The organism is Ruegeria sp. N10 (genome assembly GCF_056531545.1).
In genome coordinates, this window is record NZ_JBQFLY010000004.1 from 17,569 (window position 1) to 30,940 (window position 13,372).

Consider the following 13,372-nt stretch of genomic DNA (forward strand, 5'->3'; position numbering starts at 1 on the left):
ACAAAACCGGGATTCACTGTTGCAATGTGAACATCGCTTGGTCTTAACTAACGGCTACAGATCAATGAAATCCGCAGAAGACGGATAATCATTTGACGTAACAGGGGGTCTTGTGGCCGATACAATGAACGACGCCGCGTTTGTCGAATTCCAACGCGTACAGAAGTCTTATGACGGCGAGAACCTCGTCGTAAAAGACCTAAACCTTGCAATGCCCAAAGGTGAGTTTCTGACAATGCTTGGGCCGTCAGGCTCGGGCAAGACGACTTGCCTAATGATGCTCGCCGGATTTGAAACCGCCACGCACGGTGAAATCCTCCTGGGCGGCAAGCCCATCAACAATATCCCGCCGCACAAGCGCGGTATTGGCATGGTTTTCCAGAACTACGCTTTGTTCCCGCATATGACGGTGGCCGAGAACCTGTCGTTTCCACTTGAAGTCCGTAAGCTGGGCAAGTCGGAGCGGGATGAAAAGGTCAAGCGCGCGCTGGATATGGTTCAGATGGGCGCCTTTGGTGGCCGACGTCCTGCTCAGCTGTCGGGCGGGCAACAACAGCGGATTGCTCTGGCCCGTGCCCTGGTATTCGAGCCCGAACTGGTCTTGATGGACGAGCCTTTGGGGGCATTGGACAAGCAGCTTCGTGAACATATGCAGTTCGAAATCACACGTCTGGCCCATGAGCTTGGGATCACAACTGTCTACGTGACCCACGACCAGACCGAAGCGCTGACCATGTCAGATCGGGTGGCTGTCTTCGACGATGGCCGCATTCAACAGCTTGCGCCGCCTGATCAGCTTTACGAAGAGCCGGAAAACAGTTTCGTCGCGCAATTCATCGGTGAAAACAACACGTTGGAAGGTGTTATTAAATCGATTGATGGCGACACTTGCGTCGTACGCCTGGATGATGGATCGGAAATCGACGCGGTTCCGATCAACGTCCACAACGCAGGCGACCGGACCAAAGTTTCGATCCGCCCTGAACGTGTGGAATTCAACAAAGACCGCCTGCACGCCGACGCGCATACTTTGAAAGCAAGGGTCGAAGAATTCATTTACATGGGCGACGTATTTCGGTTCCGCATGTCCGTTGCCGGAAACAACGAATTCATCGCCAAAACTCGAAATGCGCCTGATGCCGTACGCCTGACCCCGGGTCAGGAGATCGAGATCGGCTGGCTGGCACAGGATTGTCGTGCGCTCGACGCATAGACCAAACCGCGCGGGACAAGCGCGGTTAAGCTGAGGGACCGGCCGGTGAAAACCCGTGCATCGGCTGACCACCACATAAAACGGGATGAACTGGGAGTAACACATGAAACCAACCAAGATCATGCTCACTGCGGCTGCAATTGCGACGGCTGCGGGCACTGTTTCAGCCGAGGAGATGACTATCGTTTCCTGGGGCGGTGCCTATTCAAAGTCGCAGTTGAAGGCGTATCACGAGCCCTATTCGGAAAAGACCGGCATCACGATTCTGAACGATGACAGCTCGAACGAGGCCGTCGCCAAACTGCGCGCGATGAATGAAGCGGGCAACATCACATGGGATGTAGTGGATGTTGTGGCCGCTGACGCAATCCGGCTTTGCGACGAAGGTCTGGCGCTTGAAATCGATTTTGACAGCCAATTGGCTCCGGCTCCGGATGGCACGCCGGCTTCTGAAGATTTCGGGGAACTGTTAGTCAGCGATTGCTTTATTCCGCAGATCGTCTATTCGACCACATTCGGCTACCGCACCGATCTGGTAGGTGACACCCCACCAACCGACATCTGTGCAGTGTTCGACCTGGAGGCATATCCGGGCAAGCGTTCGCTGGAAAAGCGCCCCATTAATAATATGGAATGGGCGCTGCTGTGTGACGGCGTCGCGAAGGATGATGTCTATGACGTTCTGGCGACTTCGGAAGGTCAGGATCAGGCTTTGGCCAAGCTGGACACCATCAAAGACAGCGTTGTCTGGTGGTCCGCCGGTGCGGACACGCCTCAGTTGCTGGCTGACGGCGAAGTTGTCATGGGTTCGACCTATAACGGTCGTCTGTTCAGTGTGATCGAAGAGCAGAAACAGCCGGTTGCAATGCTGTGGGACGCGCAGGTGTTCGATCTGGACGGTTGGATCATCCCTGCCGGACTGAGCGATGAGCGCAAGCAGCGCGCTTTGGACTATATCATGTTCGCAACCGACACTCAGCGTCTGGCGGATCAGGCCAAGTACATCTCGTACGGTCCGGCCCGCGCTTCGTCAGCTCCACTTGTGGGTCAGCACGCCGATCTGGGTATCGATATGGCACCGCATATGCCGACCGATCCGGAAAACGCCAAGAACACGTTCCTGTATAACTACGAATTCTGGGCGGATTACCGCGACGATATCGACGCCAAGTTCCAGGCATGGCTGGCGCAGTAAGCGATTGATTTCATGACACAGTCGGGGGCGGTGCGCCGCCCCTGAACCAAGACATACCCGAGGGGCTCGAATGACTGACGCAAGCCAAAACGCCGGACCCATGCTGGCAGCGGACGGAACGCCGCTCAAACTATCGCTGGCACGCTCGCTGCGGCGGCAAAAGCTGCGCGCCCTTCTTCTGATCGCCCCTTTGCTTTTGTTCGTGCTGTTTTCCTTTATTGTGCCGATCGCGGCGATGCTTTTCCGATCGGTCGAGAACAGCATCGTTTCGGAAACACTGCCTCTAACTGTCGAGGCGCTTCAAAATTGGGACGAGCAGTCTGGCGAATTGCCGGGCGAAGATGTGTATAACGCATTTGTCCGGGATATGATTGTTGCGATTGACAACAAAGAGCACACACGGCTTGGTTCGCGTTTGAACTACGAAGAAACCGGTATGTCTTCGATGTTCCGCAAGTCAGGTCGTCAGATCAAGAAACTGGATCCTGAAACGGATGGTCCGTTCAAGGAGCAACTAATTGATATTCACGACGGATGGGGCGATCCACAAACGTGGCGCGTGATCAAAACCCATTCGCCGAAGATCACCAACGGGTATTTTCTGAATGCAGTGGATATGCGCAGAACCCCTGACGGCGCGCAATCTCAGCCTGAAGACAAGCAGATCCTGATCAAGTTGTTTGGCCGGACCCTGTTCATGTCACTGGTTATTACCGGCGCCTGTATTCTTCTGGCATATCCGGTCAGCTACCTGCTGGCCACCCTGCCGATGCGGGTGTCGAACCTGTTGATGATCCTTGTGCTCTTGCCGTTCTGGACGTCGCTGCTGGTCCGAACATCAGCCTGGAAAGTCATGCTGCAACAGCAAGGCGTAATCAACGAAACGCTGGTCTGGCTGGGGTTAGTAGCCGACGATGCACGGCTGGTGATCATCAACAACCAGATCGGTACGATCACAGCGATGACGCATATCCTGCTGCCATTCATGATCCTACCCATGTATTCAGTGATGCAGACCATTCCGGAAACTTATACACGCGCTGCGAAATCCATGGGGGCGACGAACTGGACGACCTTCTGGCGCATTTATTTCCCGCAATCCATTCCGGGCATCGGCGCTGGTTCCATCCTCGTGTTCATTCTGGCGATTGGCTACTACATCACGCCTGAAATTGTGGGTGGTACCAAAGGTGTCTTTATCTCAAACCGGATCGCCTATCACATCTCGTCTTCACTGAACTGGGGACTGGCGGCGGCGCTGGGAACGATACTGCTGGCGGTCGTTCTGCTGCTCTACTGGGTCTACGACAAGATCGTGGGCATTGATAACGTGAAGTTGGGATAATCAAGATGGCCGCACTTACTCCGATATCCCGCAAACCTCTGTCCATGGTTCTGCCCAGCGTCGCACTGGCCGGGGCATTCGCTGGTATCTTTGTCGGCGCCGGAAACGGCTCGGTCCTGCTGGGGATCGTGGGCGGCGCCATCGTGATTGCCGGTCTGGCATGGATTTACATCAACATTCTAAAGAATGAGCAGTTGGCCCGCTGGATCAATATCCTCGGCTTTGGCATCGCGGGCTTTTTGATGTCCGGCCCAATGGGGGGAGTACTTGGCCTGCTGGGCGGCTGGTTCTTCGCCTGGTTTACTTATTGGTTGTACGAAGGGCGATACCGGCGCAAGCTATTGCCATACCTGACCGCGCAGCAGGTGTTTTACCACTACCTGTTCCGGGTGATCTGCGGTGCGATCTTCGTTTTCCTGATCACACCGATCCTTGTGGTCTTGCCGCTGTCGTTCAACGCACAGGACTTTTTTACCTTCACGCCCGAGATGTTGCGGCTTGACCCTGAAGGGTATTCGCTGAAGCACTACCGTGATTTCTTCACCAACAATGAATGGCAACGCAGCTTCAAGAACTCGCTGATCATTGCCCCGATTGCCACAATCATCTCGGTTTCGCTTGGTACTCTGGCGGCCATTGGTCTCAGCCAGAGCCACGTCCCCGGTCGCCGTGCTATCATGGGAATCCTCATTTCGCCGATGATCGTTCCGCTGATCATCTCGGCAACAGGCATGTTCTTCTTCTACAGCGATATCGGTCGGTTCCTTGAAGGGACGTTGGGCATGAACAAGAACTTTGTGGGCTATCTGAAAGTCATCCTGGCGCACGCCGTTCTGGGTATCCCATTCGTGATCATCACTGTGACCGCCACGCTTGTGAGCTTTGATCGCTCACTAACGCGTGCTGCTGCGAATATGGGGGCAGGGCCGGTACGTACCTTCTTCAAGATCCAGATGCCACTGATTCTGCCGGGTGTGATCTCGGGTGGTCTGTTCGCCTTCATCACCTCGTTCGACGAAGTTGTGGTGGTTCTGTTTGTGGGCTCAGCCAGTCAGAAGACTTTGCCGTGGCAGATGTTCACCGGCCTGCGGGAACAGATCAGCCCGACCATTCTGGCGGTTGCGACAATCCTTGTGGTTCTGTCGATTGCGCTGCTGACCACGGTTGAATTGCTGCGGCGTCGTTCGGAACGCCTGCGGGGGCTTTCCCCCGCTTGACGGATCGTATCGTCTGATCTAACGATTTCCCTGTTCACCCTCGCTGCGATGGCGTCGCGGCACGTAAGGGGGTGATCGGCTCTCGGACCCCGAGACCGCCTGTCCTGAACGCCGGGACATGTGGCCGGGATTTGTCGCCCGGCAAAGATGAGAGACCAAGTGATGACCGACACAACAAAACGCCCCGAATTCTTTACCTGTCACAATGGTGACAAAGCGCCTTTGCCGTTCAGCAAGGGTGAGTATGATCGCCGTCTCAGCAGGCTTCGCAGCATTATGGCCGCACGTGATATTCCTGCGGTTCTGCTGACATCAATGCAAAATATCGCCTACTACTCGGGCTTTCTGTATTGTTCCTTTGGCCGTCCGTATGGCTGCGTGGTCACCCAAGAGGCCTGCACCACCGTTTCGGCCAACATCGACGCCGGGCAACCGTGGCGCCGGTCAGTCGAAGACAACGTGATTTATACTGACTGGAAGCGCGACAACTATTGGCGTGCGGTTGCAAGTCTGATCGGCAACGCCAAGCGGATCGGCATTGAAGGCGACCACATGACGCTGGCCGCCCGCGACACCGCCCTGCGGATGCTGGGTACCCCCGAGCTGGTTGACATCGCGCCGGATACAATGACCGCGCGCATGGTCAAATCCGCTGAAGAGATTGAATTGATCAAGGGTGGGGCTCGCACCGCGGACGTTGGCGGGGCGGCAATCCATGCGGCCATCCGTGAAGGCGCAACTGAGATCGAGATTGCCATGGCGGGCCGTGACGCAATGGAAGAGGAAATCGCGCGCGCCTATCCAGATGCCGAATATCGCGACACCTGGGTTTGGTTCCAGTCCGGGCTGAACACCGATGGCGCGCATAACCCGGTGACAAAACGCGCCCTGCAAAAAGGCGATATCCTGTCGCTGAACACTTTTCCGATGATCTCAGGCTATTACACTGCGCTGGAACGTACCCTGTTTCTGGGCGAGCCGGACGCTGACAGCTTGCGCCTCTGGAAAGCCAATGTGGCGGCCCATGAACTGGGTCTGAGCCTGATCAAACCCGGTGCGACCTGTTCAGGCATCACCGCCGAGATCAACCGTTTCTTTGCCGATGAGGGGCTGCTGCAATACCGCTCGTTCGGGTATGGCCATTCTTTCGGCATCCTCAGCCATTATTACGGGCGCGAGGCCGGTCTGGAACTGCGCGAGGATATCGACACCGTGCTGGAACCTGGCATGGTCGTTTCAATCGAGCCCATGCTGTGGATCCCCGAAGGGCAACCCGGTGCAGGGGGCTACCGCGAGCATGATATTCTGGTGGTGGGCGAAGACGGCGCCGAGAACATCACCGGCTTCCCATATGGGCCTGGCCACAACATCATCGATGCCTGATACAAAGAGGGGGGGAGCAAACGCTCCCCCCTTCATTTCTCGCGACCGGCGCGTTCGTGAAAGATAAAACCCAGGAAATTCAACAATAGCTGCGCGGCCAGTATCTGCGTGCTTTCGCTGGGGTCATAGGCTGGCGCCACTTCGACAAGGTCAATGCCGACGACATTGCCGCGCCTAGCGAGGCCCTGAAGGATTTCCAGTACGTCATAATACAGAAAACCCCCATGGCTGGGCGTCCCCGTCCCTGCCGCGATAGAGGGGCAAAAGGCGTCGATATCTATTGTCACATAGTACCGAGCACCTTCGGGAATTCGCTCAAGAACAGCCTCGGTTCCCAGCTTTCTCACCTGACGCACGGACAGGATGTCTGATCCACGTGCGCGCGCGTCCTCGTATCCTTCCTTGGCGGTTGACGAGACGTTTCGAATACCCAACTGGGTCATCCCCGAGACGTAGTCTTTCTCGATCGCCCGCCGCATGGGGTTGCCGTGGCCATTGGTGACACCGTGACGCTCGTCCACGAAATCCAGATGCGCATCAATTTGAACCACGTGGATCGGGCCGTTTTGTGCACAATCATCTTCAAACGAGGAAACGCAGGGAATGTTGACAGAGTGATCGCCGCCGATCACAAGCGGCAGCGCCCCGGCGGCAAGAATTTTGCGAACACCATAGGCGATGTTTTCGTGGCTGGCCTCGGTCATTGTGTGGACGATATCCGCATCCCCCAAATCCACGATGCGCACGGAACTGTCCAGATAGGTTGCGTCGTCTTCGTGGTCATAGGCACCGGCATGTCCAAAACTGAACAGGGTCGAAGCTTCACGCACGGCCCGAGGGCCGAACCTTGCCCCGGCCCGCCATTGCGTGCCGAAATCAAATGGCGCACCAAGGACGCAAACATCCGCATCAATATTGTCCCAATCCTCGACATACGGAGATTTTCCAAAGGTCGATATTCCAACGAAAGGTAGGTTCAGTCGACCTGACGCATATCCATGATCCTGCATATTCAATCCTTTTAGATGGCCCTGTCGCCTTGCGTGCAATTGAACATGAGAAGGCGGTGCAATGAAATTATTTTTCTTCGATCAAAACATGTCTGGCGTTCAGACAGGTCCGATCCGGTGCATTCTTTCCGTTTAGCTGTTGGTCGTTTCTCCTCAAACGAAAATTCAGAGGGGCAAGCTGGTATGCAGCAAAATCATTCACGGCAGCACATGATTTTGCGGGCGATACACAGGTCCGGCGAAACGCTGTTGACATGGGCGCAGGTGTTCAATCCACCGATGGCTTTTCCATCACGCCTGCAAAGCCAGCTGCGAGCCGGGCGCAATCGTTGGCGGTGCGCTGTTCAGAGCGTCGCGCGCAAAACCTGCGGCAGCTTTGTATTTGGCCATGAAACTGGCCCTTTCAGCCAAGGGAATGACTGTTTCAATATCGTCGAACACACCGCCACAGCGGTCGTTGACCAAATTCAACAGGCCAAAAGGCCCGGCACCCCGATTGCGAAGGACAAGGTCTGACACCGGACCGCACAGCGTGTCATCATAGGCCGCCAGCGCGGTTGGGCCCACGCCATGCTTGAGCAGACTGGCCCCCAATATGCGGGCGTCCATAATTGCTTGGCTGGCCCCATTCGATCCGGTAGGGTACATCGGGTGTGCGGCGTCTCCGATCAGGGCAACCGGCCCGTCAACCCACGTTTCAACCGGATCGCGGTCGATCATTGGGTTTTCATATGTCACATCCGCACCGCGGATCAGAGTTGGAACATCCAGCCAGTCATAGGTCCATCCGTCAAAATGGTGCGCGAAATCCTTGGCCTCGACCTGCCGGAACCACCCGGTTGCCGCATGCGCGTCCGGGTCATCGTAGGTGACTTCGGCAATCCAGTTTATCAGCGCCATGCCGGTTCCGGGATCGGGGTGTGAGATCGGGTAGATCACCATTCGTTTCTTATGCGTACCCAGTCCGACAAAGGAAGAACCCGTGCGCACGGGCTTTGCCAAAGTTGTGCCGCGCCACATGACGGCGCCTCCCCAATGGATCGGAGGTTGGCTTGGATGCATCTGGTTTCGGATGGCTGAATGGATACCGTCGGCGCCGATTAGAATGGCACCGGTTTCGCGGACGTCCCCCTGGTCAGTTTGCAACCGCACTGTAACCGTCTCATCCGCATTGGTCTGGTACCCAGTGGCCCGAGCACCAAGGCGTACGGCATCCGGGCCTGCGCGTTCGACAAACCGCTGGTAAAGCGCCATGTGAAACGCGCCGCGATGCACCGCGTATTGCTGCCAGTTGTAACCAGCGAATGTTCCGCGCGGTTCCGAGTAAATCTCGTGCCCATTCAAACCAACAAGCGCCCATTCCTGCGCAGGGACGCCGAACTTATTCAGATCCTGAGCCGTGAAACCCAGATCGTACAACTCGCGCACGGCGTTGGGTTGCAGGTTTATTCCGACACCCAGCGGGCGCGGGTGCCGAACGCTTTCAAAGACAGTGCAGTCGATGCCAATCTGATGCAGTGTCAGTGCCAGCGACAACCCGGCAATACCACCGCCCGCGATCAGCACTTTTGGATCTGTCATGTTACGTTCCTTTCAGTCCGATTGGTGGCGGGTATCGGTTGTCGATAATCTGCGCGCTTGGATCCAGCCTCAACCGCAAATGCGTTTGATCCGTTCCGGGGATGGATGAAGGCTTGCGGCGTTGCGCAGCCGCACCCGCAGACAAGTCAGAGCGGTATCAATCGTCGTATGCATGAACCCATGCGCCATCGCCGCGCTGTCACCCTGTTTCAGCTTTCTGCGAGCGGATTGCCAATTGTCCAGTGCGTCCGAGATCGCATCGCATGTCCAATGCTCGGCTTCATGCGCAACAAATTCGGCAAAGGCGTCGCCCGCAGGCTCTGCGGCAAGACGTGTTGCCAGCATACGCGCATGTATGCCGTTGGCCCCTTCATAGATCGAGGTAATTCGGGCATCGCGATAGGTCTGCTCCAGCCGGTATTCGCGCAAATAGCCATAGCCGCCCAGTACCTGCATACCCAATTCGGCGGCCTTGATACCGGCTTCGGTGCAATAGACCTTAGCAACCGGGGTCAGAAAATCGACCAGGTCAGGCGATGTACCCCGTTCCATGGTGACAAATGCAAGATGTGCAAGACTGCGGCTGCTGATTGCCAGCCAGTCGATTTGATCCAGCATACGGCGGATATCGGCATGTTGATCCAGTGTTGCCGGTCGACCGTCGGCATTGCGTCCCTGCACCCTTTCACTGGCATAAGTACTGGCAATGTCATAGGCTCGCGCGGTGTGCGCGACGCCCTGTAGGGCGACATCAAGCCGGGCGTGGTTCATCATGGTGAACATGGCCATCAGACCTTCACCCTCGGCCCCGATCAGTTCAGCTTTGGCCCCATCAAATGCCAGCTGGCACGTGGGTGAGGCATGCAGGCCCATCTTTTTCTCGATGCGCGTTACGGTAACGTGGTTATGGCTGCCGTCAGTGCAGGTGCTGGGGCATAGAAACAGCGATAAACCTCTGACGCCTTCATCGGACGTGCGCGCAAGCACAAGATGCAGGATATGATCGCTCATGTCCTGGTCACCGCCAGAGATAAAGATTTTTTCTCCCGTGATCTTCCAGCCATCTTCAGCAGGTTCCGCCCGGCAGCGCACGCGAGAAAGGTCAGACCCGGCCCCGGGTTCGGTCAGGCACATGGTGGCCAGAGTTTCACCCGAGGCCAGAGAGGGAATGTAACGGGACTGCTGATCTTTCGTGCCAAAGCGCAACAAGGTACGCACCGCGCCCGGAACCAACCCAGTAACCATCTGAAGGCTGTGGTTTGCGCCCGAAAATACCTCGGACGTTATGGCCAGTATCAGGGCACCAAGCCCTTGACCGCCATATTCTCCAGGCACGGTGAGCGAGGGCCAGCCCTGTTCCGAATACGTTGCATAAACTTGGGCAAAGCCGGCAGGCATGGATACGCGACCGTTTTCCAGCGAGCATCCCTGCCTGTCTCCCGGCTCGTCCAGCGGGGCAATTTCACCTTGTGCGAAGGCGGCAAAATGTTTGCCGATCTCACCAGCAAGGTCAGCGTCCCAATCTGGAAGCTCGGTGGCCCGGACTACGTGGTTCAACGTGAATAAGATGTCCGCAAGTGGGGCTTCGAATGGCTTCATGATCATGTCACCCGATAGCTGGTGACTTCGACGACCACGACGCGGCCCGGTTCTGGCGGTTCGGCACAGTCGAAGTTCAAAGTGACTGGGTAGGGCAGTGATGGGACAGGGGGCAGCATCACGGGGTCAGTCCCAGCAGGCGCGCGGCATTGCCTTTGATGATGTCCGGGCGCAGTTCGTCCTTGATATTGATCTTCTCGAAATCCGACAGCCAGCGTTCTGGAGTGATCATGGGCCAGTCGGACCCAAACAGGACCTTTTTCTTGAGGATCGAGTTGCAGTATTTCACCAGAATCTCGGGGAAGTACTTTGGTGACCAACCGGACAGGTCGATATAGACGTTGGGCTTGTGCTGCGCCACGGACAGCGCCTCTTCCTGCCAGGGAAATGACGGATGCGCGAGGATGATCTTCATATCCGGAAAATCGACGGCGACGTCATCCATGAACATCGGGTTCGAGTATTTAAGCCGCATTCCGTTACCACCCCGCATGCCCGAACCGACACCGGTCTGACCAGTGTGAAACAGGGCGATGCAGCCTTCCTCGGCGATTGCTTCGTAAAGGTCATAAGCCATGCGGTCATTGGGGTAGAACCCCTGCATCGTCGGATGAAACTTGAACCCTTTGATACCAAATTCGCGGATCAGGCGGCGCGCCTCTCGTGCGCCCATCTTGCCCTTGTGCGGATCAATTGACGCAAACGGGATCAGCACGTCGTCATTTTCCGCCGCCAATGCGGCAACTTCTTCGTTCTTGTAGCGCCGATAGCCGGTTTCCCGCTCGGCATCGACCGGGAAGATCACCGCGGCTATGTTTTGCTCGCGATAGTGCTGTGCAGTTTCGGGAACCGTAGGCGGATGGCTCCACGGCGCGCCAAAGTAGTTGGCCATGGTTGCCTGCAGGTCGTCATAGCCGTCATCCGAGTGGCACCCGCAGGGTTCTTCAGCGTGGGCGTGAATGTCGATTGCGCGAACCTTGGAGATATCGACCATTTGTTCGTTCCTTTCTCAGATCTTTATGATTGCCGGATCGGCGTCGTCATAAAGACGCTCAAGAAAATTTTGCCGGCGTGTCAGTATCTTGCGGAAATTGAGGTTCCCCTTGGCGGTCATTTCGCCCTCGGGCATCGAGGCAGGCTCGCTAAGGACAATGGCGCGCCCGACCCGTGTGGAGCTGCCCGATAACTCGCGGGCGCGCTCTGCCAGGCGGCGGTGAATTTCGCCTTGCAGCAATTTGCAGCAGTAGGCGCCACTGTCGTCGTTCAGGTCAAATCCTTCCCGCTTCAGCTCGGCGACATCGGGAAAGACCATGACGCCGATCTCATTTCTGTCGGCACCTGTAATGACCAGATCTGAGGCAAGAGGCGCAAGACAGGTCAACAAGTCCATCCTCAATTGCGCGGCCCGCACCCATGTTCCGGTCAGCAATTTGAAATCCTCGGATATCCGGCCGTCGAATTTCATACCTTTGTTTACGTCCTGCGGGTCGATGAACCGCATGGCGTCGCCGGTAATGAAAAACCCTTCTTCATCGAAAACGCTGGCTGTCTTGCCCGGCTCGTTGAAATAGCCAGGCATCACGTTTGGCCCTTTGATGCGCATTTCGCATCGCATGTCTTCATCCGGTATCAGCTTGAGTGTCACGCCGTTCATCGGAACGCCAACAACCCCGGAACGGTCAATGGGCTCGGACTGCATCATTGTGGCGGGCGCTGTCTCGGTCAGTCCCCAGGACGAGGTCATCAGCGGTATCTCACCTTTGACATCCAGCGCCATCTGTTCAAATCCAGACCAGATGTCCTGTGGCAGTGAAGCGCCCGCATAAAAGATCAGATCAAGTTCTTCGAAGAACCGCCGACGCAAATCGCCATCCCGCTGCAATGCGCCCAGCAGCATGCTGTAACCTACGGGGACATTGAAGCTGAGCGTGCCGGTGACCATGGACAGGTTTTCCAGCGTCCTCTCAAACAGACCGGCTACCGGTTTGCCGTCGTCGATGTAGAAGCTTCCGCCGTTGGCGAGCATCATGTTGAAGTTATGAGATCCGCCAAAGACGTGGTTCCATGGCAGCCAATCGACCACACGGGGCGGACGCGTGCGCAGAAATGGCAACCCGTCGGCCAGCATGGTCTGGTTCACGCACATCATGCGTTGGGTCGTGATGACCCCCTTCGGGGCCGAGGTTGAACCGCTGGTCATTAGGATCTTGGCGACGGAATCGGGGCCAACCAGTTCATAGGCTGCCTCCAGATCGACACTGACATCCCCTTTGAGAAGTTCGTCGAACGCTGTGACCTGACTGTTCCTGCCTTGTCGGCTGGCTACGATTTCGACCCCTTGAAGCGCATCCAGTTCCAGCGCCTCTCGGTATTGATCCGCATCGACGACATAGGCCATCTTCGGGCGCACCAGTTCGATGGCATGGCGCAGGCGGCCATGTGCACCGTGGATCAAGGCGTATTGTTCGGCTACGGGCGCAGTCGGTACGCCAATGTACTGAGCAGCCAGGCTCAGCAGACCATGATCCAAGCCGTTGCCGCTCATGATCAGGATCGGTGTGTCAGGCCCCATCCCACGCGCCAATAGCGAGCTTGCGATTGCCCGCACCTTTTCAAGCGTGGTCGCATAGCTTTCCTTGCGCCATCCTGCGCCGCTGCGTTCAGCAATGAACGTGCGGTCAGGCGCGTCCGAGGCCCAGGCGTGCAGCCAGACACCGGTTTTGTCGACGACAGGACCAAGAGTGTGGTTCGATTTCAGCAGGATGGAACCGTCGGCCCGATCTTCGCGCGAAACAGAATGCACCAGGTATTCCGATGTGCGTTGCATGA

Annotated in this window: 10 protein-coding genes; 5 read left to right on the forward strand and 5 right to left on the reverse strand. The window is 56.7% G+C overall.

The window, feature by feature from the left end; translation table 11 throughout:
• Positions 1–112 precede the first annotated feature (112 nt).
• The 5 genes from ACR0JI_RS07440 to ACR0JI_RS07460 all read left to right on the forward strand — a co-directional run bounded on the left by ACR0JI_RS07440 (position 113) and on the right by ACR0JI_RS07460 (position 6,353).
• Entirely contained in the window at positions 113–1,213 is a 1,101-nt protein-coding gene (locus ACR0JI_RS07440) for an ABC transporter ATP-binding protein (protein ID WP_480476308.1), read from the forward strand.
• Between the two features lie 103 nt (positions 1,214–1,316).
• Positions 1,317–2,408: an extracellular solute-binding protein gene (locus ACR0JI_RS07445; RefSeq protein ID WP_480476310.1), complete on the forward strand. Its 1,092-nt coding sequence runs from the start codon at positions 1,317–1,319 to the stop codon at positions 2,406–2,408.
• Between the two features lie 70 nt (positions 2,409–2,478).
• Positions 2,479–3,753, forward strand: a complete 1,275-nt coding sequence (locus tag ACR0JI_RS07450) for an ABC transporter permease (protein WP_480476312.1) — start codon at positions 2,479–2,481, stop codon at positions 3,751–3,753.
• A gap of 5 nt (positions 3,754–3,758) precedes the next feature.
• On the forward strand, positions 3,759–4,970 hold the full coding sequence (locus tag ACR0JI_RS07455) for an ABC transporter permease (protein ID WP_480493530.1): 1,212 nt from the start codon (positions 3,759–3,761) through the stop codon (positions 4,968–4,970).
• Positions 4,971–5,132: 162 nt separating this feature from the next.
• On the forward strand, positions 5,133–6,353 hold the full coding sequence (locus ACR0JI_RS07460; RefSeq protein ID WP_480493528.1) for an aminopeptidase P family protein: 1,221 nt from the start codon (positions 5,133–5,135) through the stop codon (positions 6,351–6,353).
• Between the two features lie 32 nt (positions 6,354–6,385).
• Here ACR0JI_RS07460 and speB read toward each other — a convergent pair whose 3' ends face one another.
• The 5 genes from speB to ACR0JI_RS07485 all read right to left on the reverse strand — a co-directional run bounded on the left by speB (position 6,386) and on the right by ACR0JI_RS07485 (position 13,370).
• On the reverse strand, positions 6,386–7,363 hold the full coding sequence (gene speB / locus ACR0JI_RS07465) for an agmatinase (RefSeq protein ID WP_480476318.1): 978 nt from the start codon (positions 7,361–7,363) through the stop codon (positions 6,386–6,388).
• A 291-nt stretch (positions 7,364–7,654) separates the two neighbouring features.
• Positions 7,655–8,944, reverse strand: a complete 1,290-nt coding sequence (locus ACR0JI_RS07470; protein ID WP_480493526.1) for a flavin-dependent oxidoreductase — start codon at positions 8,942–8,944, stop codon at positions 7,655–7,657.
• A gap of 69 nt (positions 8,945–9,013) precedes the next feature.
• Positions 9,014–10,543 (reverse strand): acyl-CoA dehydrogenase family protein, encoded by a 1,530-nt coding sequence (locus ACR0JI_RS07475; RefSeq protein ID WP_480493524.1) that lies wholly within the window; start codon positions 10,541–10,543, stop codon positions 9,014–9,016.
• Between the two features lie 118 nt (positions 10,544–10,661).
• The gene (locus tag ACR0JI_RS07480; RefSeq protein WP_480493522.1) at positions 10,662–11,537 is read right to left on the reverse strand and encodes an amidohydrolase family protein; all 876 of its coding nucleotides are present in this window, start codon (positions 11,535–11,537) and stop codon (positions 10,662–10,664) included.
• Positions 11,538–11,552: 15 nt separating this feature from the next.
• Positions 11,553–13,370: a feruloyl-CoA synthase gene (locus ACR0JI_RS07485; protein ID WP_480493521.1), complete on the reverse strand. Its 1,818-nt coding sequence runs from the start codon at positions 13,368–13,370 to the stop codon at positions 11,553–11,555.
• Between the last annotated feature and the right edge of the window lie 2 nt (positions 13,371–13,372).

Bases quoted from the DNA above. Each gene is read 5' to 3' on its own strand.
- ACR0JI_RS07480 (WP_480493522.1), bottom strand. From the start codon at position 11,537: ATGGTCGATATCTCCAAGGTTCGCGCAATCGACATTCACGCCCACGCT.
- ACR0JI_RS07450 (WP_480476312.1), top strand. From the start codon at position 2,479: ATGACTGACGCAAGCCAAAACGCCGGACCCATGCTGGCAGCGGACGGA.
- ACR0JI_RS07470 (WP_480493526.1), bottom strand. From the start codon at position 8,944: ATGACAGATCCAAAAGTGCTGATCGCGGGCGGTGGTATTGCCGGGTTG.
- ACR0JI_RS07445 (WP_480476310.1), top strand. From the start codon at position 1,317: ATGAAACCAACCAAGATCATGCTCACTGCGGCTGCAATTGCGACGGCT.
- ACR0JI_RS07455 (WP_480493530.1), top strand. From the start codon at position 3,759: ATGGCCGCACTTACTCCGATATCCCGCAAACCTCTGTCCATGGTTCTG.
- ACR0JI_RS07485 (WP_480493521.1), bottom strand. From the start codon at position 13,370: ATGCAACGCACATCGGAATACCTGGTGCATTCTGTTTCGCGCGAAGAT.
- ACR0JI_RS07460 (WP_480493528.1), top strand. From the start codon at position 5,133: ATGACCGACACAACAAAACGCCCCGAATTCTTTACCTGTCACAATGGT.
- speB (WP_480476318.1), bottom strand. From the start codon at position 7,363: ATGCAGGATCATGGATATGCGTCAGGTCGACTGAACCTACCTTTCGTT.
- ACR0JI_RS07475 (WP_480493524.1), bottom strand. From the start codon at position 10,543: ATGAAGCCATTCGAAGCCCCACTTGCGGACATCTTATTCACGTTGAAC.